Here is a 20,073-nt window from a genome sequence, read left to right as displayed (position 1 = left end):
GTGCTGCGCGGCGTGGGCGTGCATCATGTCGCGCATGGCTATGACGAGGTGCTGTTGCACGCCTGCTGCCTGCTCCCTTCGGGGGGAGGGTATTCGCACCACCCTTTCCTATTATCCGTGGCCGTGCTTAGCTGCCCGTGTAACCATTGGCCTCCGCCACGCGATTTCAGAGCGAAGTTGCGCAGTTTTTCGCGCCTTTCGGAGAATCGCTTTACGCGGCCGCAGCCTTTGGCGCTCCGGCGCGTATCGGCGCCGGGGAAGAGAGAGGGAAGAGGAGAGAGCCATGTGCGACGAATTCACCGAAGCCGATCTCGACCGCGCCGGGCTTCCCGTCCGGCGGCGCGCGTTCGGCGCCCTGATCGGGGCGGGAGCGGTGGCCTCGATGCTGCCGGCGGCCGCCTGTGCCGCGGGGTCCGTGAAGGGGCGCGACGTGACGATTGCGACCGACGACGGCACCGCCGATGCCTATTTTACCGCGCCCGGAGAGGGCCGGCATCCGGGCGTGCTGATCTGGCCCGACATTCGCGGCCTGCGCCCGGCTTTTCGCCAGATGGCCGACCGATTGGCGGGCGAAGGCTATGCGGTGCTGTGCGTGAATCCCTTCTATCGCTGGGCCAAGGCGCCGGTCGTCTATCCCGGCCATGATTTCGACGACCCCGGCGTGCGCGACGCGCTGTTCGGCTATCTGAGACGGTTCGATCGTGCGACGGTGCAAACGGATGCGAAGGCGCATCTCGCCTTTCTCGATGCGCAGGCCGAGGTCGATACGGGGCGGGGCATCGGCACCGCGGGCTATTGCATGGGTGGGCCGATGGTCATCTACACCGCGGCGCTGAACCCGGGGCGCGTCAAGGCAGCAGCCAGCTTCCACGGCGCCTCGGTCGGGACCGACAAGCCCGACAGCCCGCATCTGCTGATTCCCGAAACGCAGGCCGGCTTCCTGTTCGCGATCGCCGACAATGACGATCAGAAGGACCCGGAAGAAAAGGTCCGGCTGAACGCGGTGCTCGATCCGCGCCCCCAATGGCACGAGGTCGAGGTCTACAAGGGCGCGATGCACGGCTGGTGCCCGCCCGACGGCCGCGCCTATGACGAAGCGGCGGCGGAGAAGGCGTGGGGACGGATGCTCGAACTGTTCAAGGCCGCGCTATAGTTTTTGATCACGGCATTGCGACCCCGGACCTGATCCGGGGGAAGCAATCCAGGGCGGGTTTACGCCAGCTCTGGATTGCCGCGTCGCCTTCGGCTCCTCGCAATGACGAGGTTACCCCATCGGGTATAGGATGTCCTTGCCGACCTTGTTCAGCGCCTTCATCACATCGTCACCCAGCACAAGGTCGATCGCATCGAGGATCGGGTCGACCTGGTCATAAGCGCTCACGCCTACGATCGTCGAGGCGACGAAATCATGCTGCTTCGACCAGGCGGTCGCCATCGTCACCGGATGCAGCCCCGCCTCTTCGGCGATGGCGAGGTAGCGTTCGGTCGCGGCGAGACTCCGGTCGTTCACGAAACGCCGCCCCATCGCGGCCTGCCGGCCCTCCATCGCCAGATAGCGCGAGAAGCGCGCGCCCTCCGGCCGTGCACCGTCCTGATATTTCCCCGACAGCACGCCGCCGGCGAGCGGCGAATAGGGGATCAGGCTGACGCCTTCCTGTCGGCAGACCTGCGCGAGCTCGTCCTCGAAGCGGCGGTTGTTGAGGCTGAAATTGTTCTGGATCGTATGATAGCGCGCGCCGCCCAGCCGCTCGGACGCCGCGAGCGCCTTCATCAGGCCCCAACTCGTCTCGTTCGAACAGCCGAGGATGCGCACCTTGCCCTCGCGCACCAGTTCGTCGAGCGCGTCCATCATCTCGTCATAAGGGGCGTCATGATCGGGCCAGTGCGTCTGGTAGAGGTCGATATAGTCGGTCTGGAGCCGCGTCAGGCTGCCCTCGATCGCCGCGCGGATATGGTGACGGTCGAGCGCGGTGGTGCCGCCGCGGCACGGCGATTTGAACCAGACGTGGCTCGGCCCGGACACCTTGGTCGCGAGAATGATCGCGTCGCGCGGCTTCGTCTTCATCCAGCGGCCGACGATCTCCTCGGTGCGGCCGACCCATTTGATGTCGGGCGGCACCGGATATCCCTCTGCCGTGTCGAAGAAATTGATGCCCGCCTCGAAGCAGCGGTCGAGTACCCGGAACGCGGTCGCTTCGTCGGCCTGGCTGCCGAAGGTCATCGTGCCCATGCAGATGTCGGTGACGTGGATGGCGCTCTGGCCGAGGCGGCGGGTCTTCATGGGCTGGGGTCTCCATCATTGTTCGGGGCCGAGGCGACTTGGAACGTCGGACATTAATTTGGTGCCACCCCTCTTCCGCGAGCGAAGTCGAGACACCTATCAACCTTGCGCTCTGTCGTTGGGTGTCTCGACTTCGCTCGACACGAACGGGAAAGATAATTCGGATATGACGGACGACGCTGTAGGTTGCGAAACGCAACGTTGCAATCGGAGGGGCGGGCACCCAATTAGGGCCGATGCTGAAACTCGCCTTCCTCGACCTCGTCCCCGTCACCGACAATGGGACGGTCGCGCAATCGCTCGCCAACGCCGCCGATCTGGCCGGCCATGCGGAAGAACTCGGCTATTCGCGCTATTGGGTCGCCGAGCATCACGGCATGGCGGGGATTGCGAGCGCCGCGACCTCGGTCGTTCTGGCGCATATCGGCCATGCGACGCGGACGATCCGCATCGGTGCGGGCGGCATCATGCTGCCGAACCATGCGCCGATGGTGATCGCTGAGCAGTTCGGGACGCTCGAGGCGCTGTTTCCCGGCCGCGTCGACCTGGGGCTCGGCCGTGCGCCGGGGTCGGACCAGCGCGTCGCGCAGGCGCTGCGGCGCAACCTTGCGAGCGACGAGCGCCAGTTCCCGCAGGACGTCGTCGAGTTGCAGGCCTTCCTCGCGGGCGACGAACGGCTCGGTATCCGCGCGGTGCCGGGAGAGGGAACGCACATCCCGCTGTGGATATTGGGGTCGAGCCTGTTCGGCGCGCAACTCGCGGCGATGCTGGGCCTGCCCTATGCCTTTGCCAGCCATTTCGCGCCCGACGCGCTCGACGAGGCCCTGGCGCTCTATCGCCGCCAGTTCAAGCCGTCGGCGCAGCTTTCCGAACCCTATGCCATGGCGGCGTTCAACGTCTTCGCGGCCGACACGCGCGAGGAGGCCGAATATCTCGCCTCGTCGCAGCAGCAGGCGTTCGTGGCGCTGCGCACCGGCAATCCGGGTCGCATGCCGCCGCCGCGCGCGGGGTACACGGACAGCCTGCCGCCGAATGCGCGCGCGATCCTCGACCATGTGCTGCAATGCTCGGCGGTCGGGACGGTCGAGGATGTCGCGGCGGGGCTGAAGGCGTTCGTGGCGCGCACCGGTGCCGACGAGGTCATCGTCGCATCCTCGATGTACGACCATGACGCGCGCAAGCGCTCGCTGGCGCTGGCGATGGAGGCGGCGAAGAGCCTTTAGCCCGCCGTGTTGACGCGCCTCCCGCCGCGGCGGTATAGGAGCCGCCCGACCAAGGGCGGCCCGGATGCGGTCGCCTTTTTCCTTTTATCTGTCTGGAAAGGTGCTGTGCCATGTCGATCACGCCGCTGATGCCCGTTTACCCCCGGTGCGGTGTGCGTCCGGTGCGCGGCGAAGGCGCCTATCTGATCGGCGAGCGAGGCGAGCGCTATCTGGATTTCGCCAGCGGCATCGCGGTCAACCTGCTCGGCCACGGGCACCCGCACCTGACCAAGGCGATCCAGGATCAGGCGGCGACGCTGATGCATGTATCGAACCTTTACGGGAGCCCGCAGGGCGAGGCGTTTGCGCAGCGCCTTGTCGACAATACGTTCGCCGACACCGTCTTCTTCACCAATTCGGGCGCCGAGGCGGTCGAATGCGCGATCAAGACCGCGCGCGCCTATCATTCGAGCGCGGGCAACGCCGAAAAGCATGTCCTGATCACCTTCAACAATGCCTTCCACGGACGAACGCTGGCCACGATCTCCGCAACGAACCAGGAAAAACTGCGCAAGGGCTTCGATCCGCTGCTTCCGGGTTTTGCCTATGCGCCGTTCGACGACCTCAACGCCGCGCTCGACCTCGTCGACGACAATACGGCGGGGTTCCTGGTCGAGCCGGTGCAGGGCGAGGGCGGCATCCGCCCCGCGTCACAGCCTTTTCTGCAGGGGTTGCGCGACATCTGCAACGAACGCGATCTGATGCTGATCTTCGACGAGGTCCAGTGTGGCGTCGCGCGCACCGGCACACTCTATGCCTATGAGCAATATGACGTCGCGCCCGACATATTGGCGAGCGCCAAGGGGATCGGCGGCGGCTTCCCGATGGGCGCCTGCCTGGCGGCCGAAAAGGCGGCGCGCGGCATGACGTTCGGCACGCACGGTTCGACCTATGGCGGCAACCCGCTGGCGATGGCGGCGGGACAGGCGGTGTTCGACGTGATCCTCGAGGAAGGGTTCCTCGATCAGGTCAAGGCGACCGGCGAGCGCCTGCGCGGCGCGCTCGAACAGATGATCCCGAACCACGACGACCTGTTCGAAAGCGTCCGCGGCATGGGGCTGATGCTCGGGGTCAAGCTCAAGGTGGAAAGCCGGGCCTTCGTCGCGCACCTGCGCGACAACCACGGGCTGCTGACCGTGGCGGCGGGCGACAATGTCGTGCGCGTCCTGCCGCCGCTCAACATCGAACAGCATCATATCGACGAATTCATCGAAAAACTGTCGGCGGGGGCGGCGAGCTATACGCCGCCGGAAAGCTGATGCGGCATTTCCTGAACCTGTCCGACGCCGGCGGCGACGCGATCGCGGCGATGCTGGCCGATGCGATCGACCGCAAGGCGGCGCGCGCCGGCTGGCCCAAGGGCAAGCCCGACGCCGATGCGCCGCTCGCCGGCCATGTGCTCGCGATGATCTTCGAAAAGAACTCGACCCGCACCCGCGCCTCCTTCGACATCGCGATCCGCCAGCTCGGCGGTTCGGCGATGGTCATGGACGCGGGGTCGATGCAGCTCGGGCGCGGCGAGACGATCGCCGATACCGCGCGGGTGCTGTCGCGCTATGCCGATGCGATCATGATCCGCACCGACGATCATGCCAAGGTCGAGGACATGGCGGCGCATGCATCGGTGCCGGTGATCAACGGGCTGACCGACCTGTCGCATCCCTGCCAGATCGTGGCCGACCTGCTGACGCTCGTCGAACATGGCAAGGCCCTGCCGGGGCTCGAACTCGCATGGCTGGGCGACGGCAACAATGTCCTGTCGTCGCTGATCGAAGCGGCGGGGCTGTTCGGTTTCCATATCCGCGCCGGCTGCCCACAGGGCTATGAGCCCGATCCAGGCTTCGTCGAGGCGGCGCGGGCGCGCGGCGTCCGCATCGACCTCTTTTGCGACGCGCGCGAGGCGGCGGCGGGTGCCGATGTCGTCGTCACCGACACCTGGGTGTCGATGGGGCAGGCGCATGCGCATAACAAACTCGCCGCGATGGCGCCCTTCCAGGTCGACGAGCGACTGATGGAGGAGGCGAAGGCGGACGCGCTGTTCCTGCATTGCCTGCCCGCGCATCGCGGCGAGGAAGTCGTCGACGCCGTGATCGACGGCCCGCAATCGCGCGTGTGGGACGAGGCGGAAAACCGCGTCCACGCCCAGAAATCGGTGCTGCTGTGGGCGCTCGGCCACCTATGAGCGAGGCGCCGGAAAGCTGGTTCGACCAGCCGCTGGTCTTCACCATCGCCGACCGCCATGTGCGCGGGCGGCTGGTGCGGCTCGGCCCGACGCTCAACCGGATCATGGCGGCGCACGACTATCCGCCGGTGGCCGAAAGGCTGCTGGCCGAGGCGCTGGCGCTGACGGTGCTGCTCGGCTCGACGCTCAAGGACGAGCGAAGCCAGCTTACCTTGCAGGCGCAGACGGGGGGGGGGGCGGTTGAGCTGCTGGTTTGCGATTATCGTGGCGGCGAGCTGCGCGGATATATGAAGTTCGATGCCGAGCGGCTGGCGGGAATCGGCCCGGATCCGAGCCTGTTCGCGCTGTTCGGCGAAGGCTTTCTCGCGATCACCTTCGACCATGCGGTGACCGGCGAGCGCTATCAGGGCATCGTTCCGCTCGAAGGCGCGTCGATCGGGGAGGCCGCGGAGCATTATTTCGAGCAGTCCGAACAGATCCCGAGCCTGATCCGCCTCGCGGCCCGGCGCGATCCGGAGGCGGGCTGCCTCGCGGGCGGCCTGCTGCTCCAGCATCTGCCCGAGGGCGAGGCGGGGCGCGACCGGCTGCACCTGCGGCGCGAGCATCCCGAATGGGAGCATGCCCGCACCATCGCGGCGACGCTGAGAGACGAGGAGCTGACCGACCCCGCGACCTCGCTCGAAACGCTGGCATGGCGCCTCTATCACGAGGATGAGGTGCGCGTGGAACCGGGCACGATGGTGTCGCGCGGGTGCCGGTGCAGCATCGAGCATTTTTCCGGGGTGCTGGCGCAGTTTCCCGAAGCCGAGCGGCGCGAGATGGCCGACGAAGGGGGCGTGATCCCGGTCGATTGCGCCTTCTGCTCGCGCATCTTCCCGATCGCGCTCGACGACATCGCGGCGCGCGATTGAGCCGGTGCGGTCCCGAAACGGGGCGACGAAACGACGCTATTCAGCGCCAAGCGGTTGAAACCGCGCCCTCGTCTTGCTAACGGACTGTCCACAGGGTCGCGTTTTGCCCGGGTGCGGGCAGCCGGTGGACAAGGTGGAAATGGCGATCTTCTCTCCCTTCATGCGATGGATTTCGATGAGCGCGGCGGTGGCGGCGGGTGCGACCGCTGTGCCCGCGCAGGCGCCGTCGCTGGCGATGCTCGACCGGCTCGAAAAGGGAAGCTGGCAGCTTCGCGAGCGCGGCAGCGACAAGGTCATGCAGACGCTGTGCGTCGGCGATGCGCGGCGGATGATCCAGGTCTATCACCCGCGCTCGGGCTGTTCGCGCTATGTCATCGAGGACACGCCCAATTCGGTGACGGTCCATTACACCTGCCCCGGCGCCGGGCACGGCCGCACCACCATTCGCGCCGAGACCAACCGCCTCGTCCAGATCGACACGCAGGGAATCGCCGAAGGACGGCCCTTTTCGCAGGCGATCGAGGGACGCCGCATCGGCGGCTGCTGAACCGCGTTAAGCGGGCCTTAACCTTCTTCCTTCACAAAGGGAGACAGAGCCGATGTGTGGTTCTTCTTCCTAAAGGCTTTCATGCCAAACTGGGCCGTGCGGCAAAGGCTGCGCGGCCCGTTTCCTTTGTCGGCGCGGGCCTTGCGCGGGCGCCGCCGCGAGCGTAACGGGCGGCGCATGCAGGACCTTGCCGGAAAGCCTTTGGTCGTCCTTTTGTCGGGCGGCCTCGATTCGATGGTCTGCGCGGGCCTCGCGCGCGAGGCCGGGGCGCGGATCGTCGCGCTCACCATCGATTATAACCAGCGCCACCGCGTCGAACTCGAATCGGCGGCGCGGATCGCCGCCGCGGTCGGCGCGGACGAGCATATCGTGCTGCCGCTCGACCTGCGGCGCTTCGGCGGGTCGGCGCTGACCGCCGACATCGCGGTGCCGAAGGACGGGGTGGGGGAGGATATTCCCGTCACCTATGTCCCGGCGCGCAACCTGATCTTCCTGTCGCTGACCCTGGGCCTTGCCGAAGCGCGCCGCGCGGCGGATATCGTGATCGGCGTCAACGCGCTCGACTATTCGGGTTATCCCGACTGCCGCCCCGAGTTCATCGCCGGCTTCGAGGCACTCGCGCGGCTCGCGACGCGCGACGGCGACCAGGGCGTCGCCTTTCGCATCCATGCGCCGCTGCAATATATGTCGAAGGCCGATATCGCGGCCGAGGCGGCGCGGCTCGGCATCGACGCGGGGATGAGCTGGTCCTGCTATGACCCGACGCCCGACGGCCTGCATTGCGGGCTGTGCGACAGCTGTCGCCTGCGCAGCAAGGGATTTGCCGAGGCGGGGCTGACCGATCCGACGCGCTATGCGGTGAAGCCCCCGGCATGAGCTATGCGGTCAAGGAGATTTTCCTGACCCTGCAGGGCGAAGGCGCCCGGTCGGGGCGCCGCGCGGTGTTCTGCCGCTTTGCCGGATGCAACCTGTGGACCGGTCGCGAGGTCGATCGGGCGAAAGCGGTATGCCGCTTTTGCGATACCGATTTCGTCGGCACCGACGGAACGCTGGGCGGCAAATATGCCGACGCTGCGACGCTGGCGGCGGCGATCGCGCGAAGCTGGGGTGAGGCGCGCGATCGTCGCTATGTCGTGCTGACCGGCGGCGAACCGATGCTGCAGGTCGACCGGGCGCTGATCGACGCGCTGCACGGCGAAGGTTTCACGATCGCGATCGAGACCAACGGCACGCTGCCGGTTCCGCGCGCCATCGACTGGATCTGCGTCAGTCCGAAGGCGGGAAGCGAACTGGTCCAGACGAGCGGCGACGAACTGAAACTGGTCTGGCCGCAGCCGGGCAGCGACGTCGGGCGTCTGGCCGGCCTCGATTTCGCACATCGGCTGATCCAGCCGCTCGACGACGCGCATGCGGCCGACAATGTACGCGCCTGCATCGAGCTGGTGATGCGCGATCCGCGCTGGCAGCTGTCGCTCCAGACGCACAAGCATCTGGGGCTGCGCTGACCGGCGGATCATGGGGAAGGCCGCGGGTGTCGACCTGGGTTCCAGGCGCGACGATCTGGATCGACCTGCTTGCGTCATTGCGAGCGGAGCGAAGCAATCCAGGGTGGTTTACGCACACTCTGGATTGCCGCGTCGCTTCGCTCCTCGCAATGACGATTCCAACGCATGACATCAGGCTCTAAATTCTTCCCCTTCAAGGGAGGGCCGGGAGCCAGCGGCCTTGCGCAAGGGTTCGAGCCCCCACCCCAACCCCTCCCCTGAAGGGGAGGGGCTTACCATGCCGCCTCGACCCTGAAACAAGCTGGCGATTATCGCTTTCCGGCGAGGGGCTGTTCCCCGGCGAAAGCCGGGGTCCATGTGGGGCAGCGCCATGCCATCTGGACCCCGGCTTTCGCCGGGGATCAGGCCGTTATCTGCCTGAGGGGCCTGTAGGCTGGCATCGCCTGCCGTTTTCTTCGCCGCAGCGCCGGAGGGCCGGAGGAGAGCCGGGCCATGGATGCCGAAACGGGTTCAGCGTGACGACATTCGGCAAAGGATCGGGTCAGCCCTTTTTGGCTGCGCTTTCCGGGGTGACCGCCTTGCGCGCCGCGGGCATGTCGACCGCGTCGGGATTGTCGTCGGCCGCGTCGGGGGCGGCATCGGCGTCGTCCGTCGCCGCCTCGTCGGGCTTGGCCGCTTCCTTCTTCGTCCCATCGTCGGGCACGCTGTTGTCGATCGCGGTGCCGTCGCCCGCGGCGTCGTCGAGGATGATCATCGAATCGCTGATCGTGCCCGGCTGCACCTCCACCGCGTCGAGCTTGGCGGTCGAGGAGCCGCCGCTGTCGCCGCCACCGCAGGCGGCAAGGGGAAGAAGCAGGAGCGAAGCGAGAAGCGAACGGTTCATGCGGGCTTCCTAATCGCTTGCCGGAAGCTTGTCGAGAAAGGCGGGCAGCGCCTGCCGCAAGGCGGCGTCGACGTCATCCATTCCCGCGTCGATGCCCAGCGCGGCGAGGCTGGTGACCGGAAATTCGGCGATGCCGCAGGGGACGATTCCGGAGAAATGCGACAGGTCGGGAGCGATGTTGAGCGCAAAGCCGTGCAGCGTCACCCAGCGCCGCACCCGGACGCCGATCGCGCCGATCTTCGCTTCGCGACCCTGCGCATCGTCGGTCCAGATGCCGATGCGCCCCTCGGCGCGCCGCGCCGCGACACCGAAAACCGCCAGCGCGTCGATCACCCAGCCCTCGAGCGCCGAGACATAGGCGCGCACGTCGCGCCCGCGCCGGGCGAGGTCCAACTGGACATAGCCGACGCGCTGTCCGGGGCCGTGGTATGTGTAGCGGCCGCCGCGTCCCGCGACATGCACCGGAAAGCGCGCTTCCAGCAGTTCGGCGGGATCGGCGCTCGTCCCGGCGGTGTAGAGCGGCGGATGTTCGAGCAGCCAGATGCGTTCGGGCGCATCGCCGGCCTGGATCGCGGCGGCGCGCCCCTCCATGTCGGCAAGCGCCTCCGCATAATCGGCAAGACCGGGCGTGACGCGCCATTCGGGCAGGACGGGGTCGGGCATGGTCGTTCCCTGCCTCGCGGTTCCCGACGACGCAAGCCCGCGCTGCGCGGCACTGCCGAGAATGCTGGACAGGAGAGGCCGGGCACGTCACTCTCCCCCCGAAAACGGAACCACCGAAGCGACGGGGTATCAATGACAAAATTCGACATGGGCGCGGCGTGGGACGATGCGGTCCAGCTACTGCGCTCCCACAGCGGCCTGACCGGCACGATCGCGGCAGTCTTTCTCTTCCTTCCGGCGCTCGCTGTCGCCTGGTTCGGCCCGGTGCCGATCGAACCGCCGAGCGGCGCGACGGTCGATCAGATCATGGCGACCTTTCGCGAGAATATCCGGCAGATGGTGCCGGGCAGCCTTATCGTGGCGCTGTTCACGATTGCCGGGACGCTGGCGATCCTGCGGCTGTGGCTGTCGCGCACCGGGACGAGCGTCGGCGAGGCGCTGAGCTTTGCGCTGACTTTGTTTCCGACGCTGGTGGTGGCGCATCTGCTGGCGGGCATCATGCTGGCGCTGGGCTTCATCCTGCTCATCGTGCCGGGACTCTATCTGGTCGGCCGGCTCGCCCTGATCGCGCCCGCGGTCGCCGACCGGCGAATCCGCAATCCCATGGCCGCGATCGGCGAAAGCTGGCGGCTGACCCAGGGCAATGCCTGGTCGATCTTCTTCTTCCTGTTCCTGGTCGCGCTGGTCTTCGGGATCGCATCGGTGATCCTCGGCAGCCTCGTCGGGCTCGTCGGCGGAACCGGCGCGGGGATCGGCCGGATCCTCAGCGGGCTTGTCGAGGCCGGGTTCGGCGCGGTTGCCAGCTTCGTTTCGATCGCGGTGTCGGCGGCGGCGTATCGCCAGCTCGCCGTGCGGCGGAGCGAACTGTTCGAATGATGGCAGGGGCCGGACAGCGGAAGCGCGGAAGCCGGTTCGGCAAGCAGGGGAGACGGACGATATGAACCGAATTAGCATAAGCGAGGCCTGGTCCTATGCGACCGGCTTTTTCAGCGGGCAGGCGGTCCATCACGCGATCGTGCTGATCGGCGTCGGCATCGCGGCGCCGCTGATCCTCCAGCTCCTGCTGGGCGGCGGCGCGACGATGTTCGATCCGGCGGCCATGGCCGAAAACAGCGCCGGCCTGGTCGCGGCGATGGGGGCGACGGGCGTCCTGCTCGGCATCGTCAACTATGTGCTCCAGACGGGCAGCTATTTCGCGTCGTGGCGGATCGGCCTGACCAATGGCGGCGAGCCGGTCGGCGCGGCGCTCGGCTATGGAATGATCGCTTCGTTGCCGGTGCTGTTGCTGGCGGTCGTGGTGGTCCTGCTGCTCGGCATCATCGGTTTCCTGTTCTTCGGCAGCGCTCTGACGACGCTGGCGAGCGGGGGCGAGCCGAGCAGTTCGGCGCTGATGGGAATCGGCGTGGCATTCTTTCTGATCGCGCCGCTGTTCCTGCTGTTCCTCGTCTGGCTCGCCGCGCGCCTTTGCTGCACCGGCCCCTATATGGCCGACCAGCGCAGCTATAACGTGCTCGCCGCGCTCGGCGCTTCGTGGCGGATGACCGCCGCGTCGCAGTGGAAGATTTTCGCCTATTTCATCCTGCTCGGCGTCGCGCTGATCGTGATCTTCATGATCCTGGGGATGATCGTCGGCGTGTCGCTGCTGGCCGGCGGCGCGCCGGGCACCGGGTCGATGCTCGGCCTGATCATCGGCGCGATCCTGCTCAGCGTCCCGATGGCCTATCTGCAGGTCGGGGTGCCAGCGGGCCTCTATCGCGCGCTGGGCGGGACCAACCGGAGCGACGTGTTCGCCTGATCTGCGACGTGAGGGAAGGCGGTCCGACCGTGGAGCCGCCTTCCGTCCGTCAGCTCCATTTGGCGACCGGCGGCAGGCTCATCAGGATCGCGTCGATATTGCCCCCGGTGCGCAGTCCGAACAGCGTGCCGCGGTCGTAGACGAGGTTGAACTCGGCATAGCGGCCGCGCCAGACGAGTTGCGCCTCGCGGTCCGCGTCGGTGAACGGCTGGTTCATCCGCCGCCGCACGATCTGCGGGAAGATGTCGAGGAACGCTTCGCCGACCCCGCGGGTGAATTCGAAGTTGCGGTCGAATTCGGCGTCGTCGCCGCATTCGAGATGGTCGTAGAAGATGCCGCCGACGCCGCGGGAAACGCCGCGGTGCGGGATGAAGAAATAGTCGTCGGCCCATTTGGCGTAGCGCTGATAGACATCGGGCCCGAAGGGCGCGCAGGCCGCGCGCAGCCGCGCGTGAAAGGCGTCGGTATCCTCGGCATAAGGAATCGGCGGGTTGAGGTCGGCGCCGCCGCCGAACCAGCGCTTCTGGGTGACGAGGAAGCGCGTGTTCATATGGACCGCGGGGACATGCGGATTCGCCATGTGCGCGACGAGGCTGATGCCGGTGGCGAAGAAGCTGGGGTCGTCGCCCGCGCCGTGGATCGACTGGGCGAAATCGGGCGCGAAACGGCCGCCGACGGTCGAGACGTTGACCCCGACCTTCTCGAACACCTGCCCCGTCATCACCCCGCGCACCCCGCCGCCGCCTTCGCCGGGGGCGAGCCCCTCGGCCTCGCGGTCCCAGGGCGTGTAAGCGAAGCGGGCGTCGCTGCCGGCTTCGGCCTCGATCGCCTCGAACGCGGCGCAGATCCGGTCGCGCAGCGACTCGAACCAGTCGCGCGCCGCCTGTTGCTGGGGATCGAGCGTGATCATGCGGGAAAGCCTTTCGTCTGCCTGAGCGCTTCGGCGAGCGCGATGCCAGCCGCCACCGCGACATTCAAGGACCGAAAGCCCGGACGCATCGGAATCGCGACCCGCGCCGCCGCGGCATCATGGACATGGGGCGGCGCTCCTGCGGATTCGCTGCCTAGCAGCAGCGTGTCGCCGGGCTGGAAATCGAAGGCGGGAAGGGGAGTCGCTCCGGCCGTCGTCAGCAGCACCAGCCGCTTCCCTTCCGCTGCGCTCCACGACCGGAACGCGGCCCAGTCGGCGTGGCGCCGGCTGTTGGCGCGCGTGGCGTAATCCATGCCGGCGCGTTTCAGCGCCGCATCCGAAAAGGGAAAGCCGCACGGCTCGATGATGTGGACCGCGACGCCCAGGCAGGCCGCGGTGCGCAGCGTCGTGCCGACGTTGCCCGCGATCTCGGGCTGGAACAGCGCCAGGTCCATGTCGCCGCCATAGCGCCGGCCCGGCAGCGAATCGAGAGGCGAGGGGCCAAGCCCGCCGCATTGGCGGAAAAGGGGAAATTGCCTGTTGGCAAGGCGGGTATGTGCGGCTATCAGGCCGGCAATTCCCGGAGGGGCCGCCGGGGCTGCGTCGTTTCGCGCGCATGCATCAGGGGCGGGTCATTCCTTTTCCGGGAACTTTGTCAGTTCACCCATGCAAGGGCAGTCGAATGGCCAGTGAAACCGAAACCTCCGCCGGCATCGAAGATGGCGTGCGGCGCCGGGACTTCATCAATATCGCGGCAGTGAGTTTTGCCGGAGTCGGGTCCGTCGCGGTGGTTCTTCCCCTGGTCAATCAGATGAATCCGTCCGCCGACGTGCTCGCGCTGTCGTCGACCGAAATCGACATTTCGGCGATCCAGCCGGGGCAGTCGATCAAGACGAGCTGGCGCAAGCAGCCGGTGTTCGTCCGCAACCTCGTTCCCGCCGAGATCGCCGAGGCGAACAAGGTGCCGCTCAGCGAACTGCGCGACCCCGAAACGCTGGCCGAGCGGACCAAGGTGGGCAAGGAGAACTGGCTGATCACGCTCGGTGTCTGCACGCACCTCGGCTGCGTTCCGCTGGGCGCCGCCGAAGGCGAGCCGCGCGGCGATTTCGGCGGCTATTTCTGCCCGTGCCACGGATCGCACTACGACACCGCGGCGCGCATCCGCAAAGGTCCGGCACCCAAGAATCTGGTCGTGCCGCCCTATGATTTCACCAGCGACACTGTCGTGACGATCGGCTGAGGAGCGAGATAAGATGAGCTTTCCCTGGGCCAACCAGTATCAGCCCCAGCACCCGCTGATGAAGTGGCTGGACGAGAAGCTGCCGATGCCGCGCCTCGTCTACAATGCCATCGGCGGTGGTTATCCGGTGCCGCGCAATCTCAACTATTTCTGGAACTTCGGCGTCCTCGCCGGCGCCGCGCTGGCGATCCAGATCATCACCGGCATCGTGCTGGCGATGCATTATGCCGCCAATGCCGGCGTCGCCTTCGACTCGGTCGAGCACATCATGCGCGACGTCAACGCGGGCTGGTTCATCCGCTACGCGCACATGAACGGCGCGAGCATGTTCTTCATCGTCGTCTATCTCCACATCTTCCGCGGCCTCTATTACGGGTCGTACAAGGCGCCGCGCGAAATGGTGTGGCTGCTCGGCGTCGTCATCTTCCTGCTGATGATGGCGACCGCCTTCATGGGTTACGTGCTCCCCTGGGGGCAGATGAGCTTCTGGGGCGCGCAGGTCATCACCGGCTTCTTCTCCGCCATTCCTGTGGTCGGCGAGCCGGTCCGCGTCTGGCTGCTCGGCGGCTTCGCGCCCGACAACGCCGCGCTCAATCGCTTCTTCTCGCTGCACTATCTGCTGCCGTTCGTGATCGCGGGGGTCATCATCCTCCACATCTGGGCGCTGCACATTCCGGGCTCGTCGAACCCGACGGGGATCGAGGTGAAGGACGAACAGGACACGGTGCCCTTCCACCCCTATTACACCGCGAAGGACGGGTTCGGACTCGGCATCTTCCTGCTCGTGTTCGTCGCGCTGACCTTCTTCGTCCCGAACATGCTGGGCCACGCGGACAACTACATCCCCGCGAACCCGCTTTCGACGCCCGCGCATATCGTGCCCGAATGGTATTTCTGGCCCTTCTACGCGATCCTGCGCGCCTTCACCTTCAACTTCCTGTGGATCGACGCGAAGCTGTGGGGCGTCATCGCGATGTTCGCGGCGATCGCGCTGCTGTTCTTCCTGCCCTGGCTCGACAGTTCGCCCGTGAAGTCGTCGAACTATCGTCCGCTGTACCGGAAGTTCTTCTGGCTGCTCGTCCTCGACGTGTTCATCCTGGGCTGGTGCGGCATGAGCCCCGCCGAGCAGCCCTATGTGATCATGAGCCAGCTCGCGTCGATCTATTATTTCGCGCACTTCCTGATCATTCTGCCGATCGTTTCGCGGATCGAACGTCCCGAACCGATGCCGAATTCGATCACGGAAGCGGTCCTTGCAAAACATGCCGACGCCGCGTCGGCGGCAACGGCCTGAGCGCCGGACTTATATAGGAGCTGATACAGCCATGGTTCGTCCGCTCGGTTTTCTCGTCGGCCTGGGTTTCATTGCCGCGCTGGTGCTCGCGATACTCACGACGCCGCTCACCAATGAGCCCAATGCCTCGCACGAGTTCCATAAACATCCGAAGCATTTGAAGCTCGCCAGTGACGGCCTGGTGCCGCACTGGGACAAGGCGCAGCTTCAGCGCGGGATGCAGGTCTACAAGGAAGTCTGCTCGGCCTGTCACAGCCTTAACCTCGTCGCGTTCCGCAACATTCAGGACCTGGGCTATACCGAAGGCCAGGTGAAGAGCTTCGCCAAGAGCTATGACAATATCCCGTCGATCAACCCGGACACGGGCGAACCGGCGACGCGCACCGGCCTGCCGTCGGATCATTTCCCGGCGCCCTATGCCAACGAGGTCGCGGCGCGTGCGGCGAACAACAACGCGCTGCCCCCCGACCTGTCGCTGATCACCAAGGCGCGCGAAGGCGGCAAGGATTACATCTATTCGCTGCTGACCGGTTTTCAGAACCCGCCGGCGAACCTGCCCAAGGAACTGCGCCCCGGCACCGGGCTGCACTACAACCCCTATTTCGCCAACCTGAACCTCGCGATGGCGCCGCCGCTCGCGGACGGTCAGGTCACCTATGCCGACGGCACCAAGGCGACCGTCGACCAAATGGCGAGCGACGTGACGGCCTTTCTGGTCTGGACCGCCGAACCGAAGCTGGTTAAGCGCGTGCAGGTGGGTTGGGGCGCCTTCATCTTCCTGCTGATCTTCAGCACGCTGACCTATCTGTCCTATCGGAACATCTGGGCCGACAAGGAGCACTGATCGGTGACGGAAGGGCGGCCGCTTGCATGATCGCCCTTCCGCCCCGTCCCGATCTCGACCTCGCGGCGCTCGTCCGCACGATCCCCGACTTTCCGAAGCCGGGGATTTCCTTTCGGGATATCACGACGCTGATTGGCGACGCTGCCGGTTTCGCCGAAAGCGTCCGCCGGCTTTGCGACCGCGCGGCGATCCATCGCCCCGACCTGATCGTGGCGGTGGAGGCGCGCGGTTTCCTGTTCGGTGCGGCGATGGCGACCGCGATGGGGCTGGGGCTCGTTCCCGTGCGCAAGGCGGGCAAACTGCCCGGCATGACGATCGGGGTCGATTACGAGCTCGAATATGGCGTCGATCGGCTTGAACTGCACGAAGGCGCGGTGCTTCCGGGCCATCGCGTCGTGCTGATCGACGATCTGCTGGCGACCGGCGGCACCATCCTCGCCACCGCACAGCTCATGCGCAGCGCCGGAGCCGAGGTCGCCGCCGCGCTGTTCGTGATCGACCTGCCCGACCTCGGCGGTTCGGCGCGGCTGGCAGCCGCCGGGCTGGCATGCGAAACGCTGATCGCCTTCGACGGGGAATAACGGGAATCCGGCGGCGGTTTCGGGGTGGGAAGCGGAGGTTTGGGCCATGCCCCGTTTTCTCCTCCCGCAGGCGGGAGGGGCAGCGAGGCTTACGAACTTGTTCGTTAGACTCTGATGACTTTGGATTGACCCACTTCGTCATTGCGACCCCGGACCTGATCCGGGGGAAGCAATCCAGAGCGGTTTGCGCACATTCCGGATTGCCGCGCGGCTTCGCCGCTCGCAATGACGATTCCATTCGATGTCATCACGCTTTAGTCGCAGCGGGGCGGGCCTTTGCACTGTCGCTGCCCACCCCCAGCCCCTCCCGCCTGCGGGAGGGGAGATGAACGTCGCCCAGGTGCCGAAGCGCGAGCCGTCTCATCCCTGGCGGGGCGGGATCAGAAGGGCAGCCAGCTCTGCTTCTTGCGGAACTTCATATAGCCGACATTGGCGCCGAGCCGCGCCCCGACGCCGACGCGGATCGGGATCAGCACGACGTCGCCGCGGCGCAGATAGGAGGCGTTGAAGCCGCCGAGCAGATAGGCGGCGCCTTCGCCCGCCGGATAGCGCTTGTAGAGATCTTCGCTGTCGAAGAGATTGTAGACGAGCACGAAGGTATTGCCGGCGTTGGCGCCCGCGTCGAAACCGATCGACGGCCCGGTCCAATATGCGGGGCGTTCGCCCTCGACCTTGTGGTACAGCGTTCCCGACCCATAGCGCAGCCCGATGCCGAGCGCGCCGCTGGCCTCGCGGCCGACGATATAGGCGTTGGGTTCGCCCTGCTTGCGCAAAATGTCCTCGATCATCGCGGCGAGCCCTTGCGCGCCCTTGCCGAACACGCCTTCGGCGGCGCCGATCAGGTCGTCCTGCTTGTAGGTCGTGCCGGGCTGGGCGCTGGTTGCCGCCGTCGCCGGATCGGTGGTTGCGGTCGTCGTGTCGGGCGTGGTGCCATATTGCTCGCTGCCCGTCGCGAGGTCGCTGTCATAGGATTCGCTTTCAGGCGCCGTCGAGGGCGTATCGACGGGCGGTGGCGGGGCGGGGTTGTCGAGATCCGAATCGATCGCGGTATTCGGATCGACCGAGGTCATCTGCGCGGCCGCCGGCAACGGCGCGAGCGCCATCCCGATCGACGCGAGGGCCATGGTCGCAAAGGTGGTGAGCGTCCGGCGCATTTCTTCCCCCAACAGCTGTCCGGCCCGCATCGACGGGCCGAAGGTCGCGTTAATCATGACTCGCTTTGGTCTTCGGGCAATGAACCGGCGATGACCCGAGTCGAATTTGCGTTGGACCGAATCGCGCGGGCCGTCAAATGCGCCGAACGAGCCGTGAAATGCCGAATCTTAGGCGTTGCGGGCTGGCACGGGGCTGGCTATAGGCCCCGCTCAGGCCAACACCGTCGCACTTGCGGCGGGCCATGCGGAGACGTGGGTGAGTGGCTGAAACCAACGGTTTGCTAAACCGTCGTACTGGTAAATCCGGTACCGAGGGTTCGAATCCCTCCGTCTCCGCCACCTTTTCCCATTTGGTCAGCGCCGGCGTTCGAGCCACCAGTTCTGGCGCCAGCCATAGCTGCTGGCGATCGGCCGGCCCGCCGCGTCGGTGGCGGGGCGGAAGCGGAAGCGCTCTTCGATCAGCCGGCAGGTGGTCGAATCGAGCGCGGGGTCGCCGCTCGACCGCGTGACGCGGCAGGCGGTGACGCGCCCGGTCGGCTGGATGGTGAAGCGGACCTCGACTTCTCCGCCGATCTTCGCGCGGCTGGCCGCCTTCGGATAGTCGCTGTCGCGGATCGTGCCGCTGCGCCAGACCGGCCGCGTCCCGCCGCCGGTGCCGTTCCCCGAGCCGCCGGCGCCGGTGCCGTCGCCGCGCCCTCCGGCGCCCGAGCCCGGTCCGGCGACCGGGGCGGCACCCGCCGACGCCTGGCTTCCCTCGCCGGGGCGCGGGGCGGCCGCGATCGGCGGAGGATTCGGCGGTGGAACCAGCGGTTTCGGGGCCGTGGCCGCCGCCGCTTTCGCCTGTTTGTTGGCGGGAGACGCCTTGCCGCTGGCGCTGCGGGACGGGGTCGGCTGCGGGGCGGGAGCGACCTCCGGCTCCGGCCGGGGTGCGGGAATCGCTATGGCCGCGATCGTCTCGCTGGCGCGGCGCACGACCGCAAGATCGAGGCCGCTCGCGAGGCCGAGTCCGATCGCGGCCGCGACCAGCAGCGACGCCGTGCCGGCCGCGACCCGCTCGCCCTTCGATGCCTGCCCCGAATAGACCCCCGAATAGACCATCGTGCGCCGTTCCTTCCGCGCACCCGCGTGCGCCGCGACGACATTCTAGAGAAACTCCTCTAGCGTGGACATGAACCGATCGAACTGGTCGTGATGCAGCCAGTGGCCCGCCTTTTCGAATTCGATCACCTTTGCGGTGCGGAAATGCTCGAGCCGCCCGTCCTTTTCGGGATTCGAGGCCCAGCTGTCGGCGCCGTAGAGAAGCAGCGTGGGGCAGGCGATCGCCGCCCACAGCGACGCAATGTCGTCCTGCGGCATGTCGAAACCCGACCAGACGTTCAGATAATTGTCGAACTTCCAGCTCCAGCTGCCGTCCTCGTTGCGGTTGATCCCCTGCACGGTCAGATGGCGCGCCTGTTCGGGTGTCAGATAGCTGTTCTCCGCCATCATCCGCGCGAGCGCGTCGTCGAGCGTGGCATAACGCTTTGGGATGCGCCCGGCGGCCTGGCGCTTGTCCTCGATCCATTGGCGGAAGCGGTCGGCGACGGGTTTCGCGGCGCGTTCGGCGAGCATCTTGGGCGAAGGGCCGAGTCCCTCGATCGCCACCAGCTTGCGCACATTGTCGGGGTAGAGACCGGTATAGCGCAGCGCGACATTGCCGCCCATCGAATGCGCGACGATCGTCACCGGCGCGAGGTCGAGCTGGTGGATGAGCTGCGCGAGATCGTAGACGAAGGCGTCCATGTCGTAATTGCCGTCGGGCGACCAGGCGCTGTCGCCATGGCCGCGCAGGTCGGGCGCGATGACATGATAACGGTCGCACAGCCTCTCCGCGACCCAATCCCAGCTTCGGCAATGATCGCGGCCGCCGTGGACGAGCAGCAGCGGCGGCGCGTCGTCATTTCCCCAGTCGACATAATGCAGCTTGAGCCGCTGCGAGATGAAGCTGTGCGATGTGGGGCCACTTGCCATCGGTTCGTCCT

22 protein-coding genes and 1 tRNA gene are annotated in these 20,073 nt (G+C 66.7%); 15 read left to right on the top strand and 8 right to left on the bottom strand.

Annotated features, from left to right (window positions below; genetic code table 11):
- Positions 1 to 283 precede the first annotated feature (283 nt).
- Entirely contained in the window at positions 284 to 1,153 is an 870-nt protein-coding gene (locus ABS88_RS09990; protein WP_076075224.1) for a dienelactone hydrolase family protein, read from the top strand.
- Between the two features lie 111 nt (positions 1,154 to 1,264).
- Here the strand turns inward: ABS88_RS09990 and ABS88_RS09985 are convergent, their stop codons facing one another.
- Positions 1,265 to 2,281: an aldo/keto reductase gene (locus tag ABS88_RS09985; RefSeq protein WP_076075226.1), complete on the bottom strand. Its 1,017-nt coding sequence runs from the start codon at positions 2,279 to 2,281 to the stop codon at positions 1,265 to 1,267.
- A 236-nt stretch (positions 2,282 to 2,517) separates the two neighbouring features.
- Here ABS88_RS09985 and ABS88_RS09980 point away from each other — a divergent pair, with 236 nt between their 5' ends.
- The 7 genes from ABS88_RS09980 (at position 2,518) to queE (ending at position 8,688) form a co-directional block, all read left to right on the top strand.
- Positions 2,518 to 3,504, top strand: coding sequence for an LLM class flavin-dependent oxidoreductase (locus tag ABS88_RS09980; protein ID WP_076075227.1), 987 nt, complete (start codon positions 2,518 to 2,520; stop codon positions 3,502 to 3,504).
- 110 nt (positions 3,505 to 3,614) lie between these two features.
- Positions 3,615 to 4,802: an aspartate aminotransferase family protein gene (locus tag ABS88_RS09975; RefSeq protein WP_076075229.1), complete on the top strand. Its 1,188-nt coding sequence runs from the start codon at positions 3,615 to 3,617 to the stop codon at positions 4,800 to 4,802.
- The gene (gene argF, locus ABS88_RS09970; RefSeq protein ID WP_076075230.1) at positions 4,799 to 5,725 is read left to right on the top strand and encodes an ornithine carbamoyltransferase; all 927 of its coding nucleotides are present in this window, start codon (positions 4,799 to 4,801) and stop codon (positions 5,723 to 5,725) included. The genes ABS88_RS09975 and argF overlap by 4 nt, the downstream gene beginning before the upstream one ends.
- Positions 5,722 to 6,636, top strand: a complete 915-nt coding sequence (gene hslO, locus ABS88_RS09965) for an Hsp33 family molecular chaperone HslO (RefSeq protein ID WP_104959690.1) — start codon at positions 5,722 to 5,724, stop codon at positions 6,634 to 6,636. The genes argF and hslO overlap by 4 nt, the downstream gene beginning before the upstream one ends.
- Before the next feature lie 124 nt (positions 6,637 to 6,760).
- Positions 6,761 to 7,183 carry a DUF3617 domain-containing protein gene (locus ABS88_RS09960; RefSeq protein WP_083675081.1) on the top strand — a complete coding sequence of 141 codons (423 nt, stop codon included), beginning with the start codon at positions 6,761 to 6,763 and terminating at the stop codon, positions 7,181 to 7,183.
- Between the two features lie 177 nt (positions 7,184 to 7,360).
- Positions 7,361 to 8,059 (top strand): 7-cyano-7-deazaguanine synthase QueC, encoded by a 699-nt coding sequence (queC, locus tag ABS88_RS09955; RefSeq protein WP_067106917.1) that lies wholly within the window; start codon positions 7,361 to 7,363, stop codon positions 8,057 to 8,059.
- Entirely contained in the window at positions 8,056 to 8,688 is a 633-nt protein-coding gene (gene queE, locus ABS88_RS09950) for a 7-carboxy-7-deazaguanine synthase (protein ID WP_076075233.1), read from the top strand. Before queC ends, queE begins: the two co-directional genes overlap by 4 nt.
- Before the next feature lie 541 nt (positions 8,689 to 9,229).
- Here queE and ABS88_RS09945 read toward each other — a convergent pair.
- Positions 9,230 to 9,571: a hypothetical protein gene (locus ABS88_RS09945; RefSeq protein WP_076075235.1), complete on the bottom strand. Its 342-nt coding sequence runs from the start codon at positions 9,569 to 9,571 to the stop codon at positions 9,230 to 9,232.
- A gap of 9 nt (positions 9,572 to 9,580) precedes the next feature.
- Positions 9,581 to 10,234 (bottom strand): lipoyl(octanoyl) transferase LipB, encoded by a 654-nt coding sequence (lipB, locus tag ABS88_RS09940; RefSeq protein WP_076075237.1) that lies wholly within the window; start codon positions 10,232 to 10,234, stop codon positions 9,581 to 9,583.
- Positions 10,235 to 10,366: 132 nt separating this feature from the next.
- Here lipB and ABS88_RS09935 point away from each other — a divergent pair, with 132 nt between their 5' ends.
- Both ABS88_RS09935 and ABS88_RS09930 read left to right on the top strand, forming a co-directional pair.
- Entirely contained in the window at positions 10,367 to 11,110 is a 744-nt protein-coding gene (locus ABS88_RS09935) for a glycerophosphoryl diester phosphodiesterase membrane domain-containing protein (RefSeq protein ID WP_076075239.1), read from the top strand.
- 61 nt (positions 11,111 to 11,171) lie between these two features.
- Positions 11,172 to 12,029, top strand: a complete 858-nt coding sequence (locus ABS88_RS09930; RefSeq protein ID WP_076075241.1) for a hypothetical protein — start codon at positions 11,172 to 11,174, stop codon at positions 12,027 to 12,029.
- 49 nt (positions 12,030 to 12,078) lie between these two features.
- Here the strand turns inward: ABS88_RS09930 and hemF are convergent, their stop codons facing one another.
- A complete protein-coding gene (gene hemF, locus ABS88_RS09925; RefSeq protein WP_076075244.1) occupies positions 12,079 to 12,939 on the bottom strand; it encodes an oxygen-dependent coproporphyrinogen oxidase in 861 nt (286 codons plus the stop codon).
- Positions 12,936 to 13,394 carry a tRNA (cytidine(34)-2'-O)-methyltransferase gene (locus tag ABS88_RS09920; RefSeq protein ID WP_067183481.1) on the bottom strand — a complete coding sequence of 153 codons (459 nt, stop codon included), beginning with the start codon at positions 13,392 to 13,394 and terminating at the stop codon, positions 12,936 to 12,938. The genes hemF and ABS88_RS09920 overlap by 4 nt, the downstream gene beginning before the upstream one ends.
- A 227-nt stretch (positions 13,395 to 13,621) precedes the next feature.
- On the opposite strand from ABS88_RS09920, the gene petA reads away from it, so the two are divergent.
- The 4 genes from petA to ABS88_RS09900 are packed head-to-tail and all read left to right on the top strand — an operon-like array spanning position 13,622 to position 16,898.
- Positions 13,622 to 14,179 (top strand): ubiquinol-cytochrome c reductase iron-sulfur subunit, encoded by a 558-nt coding sequence (gene petA / locus ABS88_RS09915; RefSeq protein WP_067106747.1) that lies wholly within the window; start codon positions 13,622 to 13,624, stop codon positions 14,177 to 14,179.
- Between the two features lie 13 nt (positions 14,180 to 14,192).
- Positions 14,193 to 15,473, top strand: a complete 1,281-nt coding sequence (locus ABS88_RS09910; RefSeq protein WP_067106745.1) for a cytochrome b — start codon at positions 14,193 to 14,195, stop codon at positions 15,471 to 15,473.
- 31 nt (positions 15,474 to 15,504) lie between these two features.
- A complete protein-coding gene (locus ABS88_RS09905) occupies positions 15,505 to 16,317 on the top strand; it encodes a cytochrome c1 (RefSeq protein ID WP_067106743.1) in 813 nt (270 codons plus the stop codon).
- Between the two features lie 26 nt (positions 16,318 to 16,343).
- Positions 16,344 to 16,898 carry an adenine phosphoribosyltransferase gene (locus tag ABS88_RS09900; RefSeq protein ID WP_104959689.1) on the top strand — a complete coding sequence of 185 codons (555 nt, stop codon included), beginning with the start codon at positions 16,344 to 16,346 and terminating at the stop codon, positions 16,896 to 16,898.
- Positions 16,899 to 17,278: 380 nt separating this feature from the next.
- Here the strand turns inward: ABS88_RS09900 and ABS88_RS09895 are convergent, their stop codons facing one another.
- Positions 17,279 to 18,052, bottom strand: a complete 774-nt coding sequence (locus ABS88_RS09895; RefSeq protein ID WP_076077820.1) for a DUF1134 domain-containing protein — start codon at positions 18,050 to 18,052, stop codon at positions 17,279 to 17,281.
- A 246-nt stretch (positions 18,053 to 18,298) separates the two neighbouring features.
- On the opposite strand from ABS88_RS09895, the gene ABS88_RS09890 reads away from it, so the two are divergent.
- Positions 18,299 to 18,391 (top strand) — tRNA-Ser (locus ABS88_RS09890).
- A gap of 15 nt (positions 18,392 to 18,406) precedes the next feature.
- Here the strand turns inward: ABS88_RS09890 and ABS88_RS09885 are convergent.
- Together ABS88_RS09885 and ABS88_RS09880 are read right to left on the bottom strand one after the other, a co-directional pair.
- Positions 18,407 to 19,150: an energy transducer TonB gene (locus tag ABS88_RS09885; RefSeq protein WP_104959688.1), complete on the bottom strand. Its 744-nt coding sequence runs from the start codon at positions 19,148 to 19,150 to the stop codon at positions 18,407 to 18,409.
- A 45-nt stretch (positions 19,151 to 19,195) separates the two neighbouring features.
- Positions 19,196 to 20,062, bottom strand: coding sequence for an alpha/beta fold hydrolase (locus ABS88_RS09880; protein WP_076075248.1), 867 nt, complete (start codon positions 20,060 to 20,062; stop codon positions 19,196 to 19,198).
- Between the last annotated feature and the right edge of the window lie 11 nt (positions 20,063 to 20,073).

This window comes from Sphingopyxis sp. SCN 67-31, assembly GCF_001725095.1.
Note: the sequence above shows the minus strand (reverse complement) of the source record. Positions and strands in the feature narration are given on the sequence as shown.

Coding starts and splice junctions, on each gene's coding strand:
- ABS88_RS09985 (WP_076075226.1), bottom strand. CDS start 2,281: ATGAAGACCCGCCGCCTCGGCCAGAGCGCCATCCACGTCACCGACATC.
- ABS88_RS09910 (WP_067106745.1), top strand. CDS start 14,193: ATGAGCTTTCCCTGGGCCAACCAGTATCAGCCCCAGCACCCGCTGATG.
- ABS88_RS09900 (WP_104959689.1), top strand. CDS start 16,344: ATGATCGCCCTTCCGCCCCGTCCCGATCTCGACCTCGCGGCGCTCGTC.
- ABS88_RS09945 (WP_076075235.1), bottom strand. CDS start 9,571: ATGAACCGTTCGCTTCTCGCTTCGCTCCTGCTTCTTCCCCTTGCCGCC.
- ABS88_RS09905 (WP_067106743.1), top strand. CDS start 15,505: ATGGTTCGTCCGCTCGGTTTTCTCGTCGGCCTGGGTTTCATTGCCGCG.
- ABS88_RS09990 (WP_076075224.1), top strand. CDS start 284: ATGTGCGACGAATTCACCGAAGCCGATCTCGACCGCGCCGGGCTTCCC.
- lipB (WP_076075237.1), bottom strand. CDS start 10,234: ATGCCCGACCCCGTCCTGCCCGAATGGCGCGTCACGCCCGGTCTTGCC.
- ABS88_RS09880 (WP_076075248.1), bottom strand. CDS start 20,062: ATGGCAAGTGGCCCCACATCGCACAGCTTCATCTCGCAGCGGCTCAAG.
- ABS88_RS09975 (WP_076075229.1), top strand. CDS start 3,615: ATGTCGATCACGCCGCTGATGCCCGTTTACCCCCGGTGCGGTGTGCGT.
- ABS88_RS09895 (WP_076077820.1), bottom strand. CDS start 18,052: ATGCGCCGGACGCTCACCACCTTTGCGACCATGGCCCTCGCGTCGATC.
- petA (WP_067106747.1), top strand. CDS start 13,622: ATGGCCAGTGAAACCGAAACCTCCGCCGGCATCGAAGATGGCGTGCGG.
- ABS88_RS09980 (WP_076075227.1), top strand. CDS start 2,518: ATGCTGAAACTCGCCTTCCTCGACCTCGTCCCCGTCACCGACAATGGG.
- hemF (WP_076075244.1), bottom strand. CDS start 12,939: ATGATCACGCTCGATCCCCAGCAACAGGCGGCGCGCGACTGGTTCGAG.
- ABS88_RS09930 (WP_076075241.1), top strand. CDS start 11,172: ATGAACCGAATTAGCATAAGCGAGGCCTGGTCCTATGCGACCGGCTTT.
- queE (WP_076075233.1), top strand. CDS start 8,056: ATGAGCTATGCGGTCAAGGAGATTTTCCTGACCCTGCAGGGCGAAGGC.
- ABS88_RS09935 (WP_076075239.1), top strand. CDS start 10,367: ATGACAAAATTCGACATGGGCGCGGCGTGGGACGATGCGGTCCAGCTA.
- hslO (WP_104959690.1), top strand. CDS start 5,722: ATGAGCGAGGCGCCGGAAAGCTGGTTCGACCAGCCGCTGGTCTTCACC.
- ABS88_RS09920 (WP_067183481.1), bottom strand. CDS start 13,394: ATGGACCTGGCGCTGTTCCAGCCCGAGATCGCGGGCAACGTCGGCACG.
- ABS88_RS09885 (WP_104959688.1), bottom strand. CDS start 19,150: ATGGTCTATTCGGGGGTCTATTCGGGGCAGGCATCGAAGGGCGAGCGG.
- queC (WP_067106917.1), top strand. CDS start 7,361: ATGCAGGACCTTGCCGGAAAGCCTTTGGTCGTCCTTTTGTCGGGCGGC.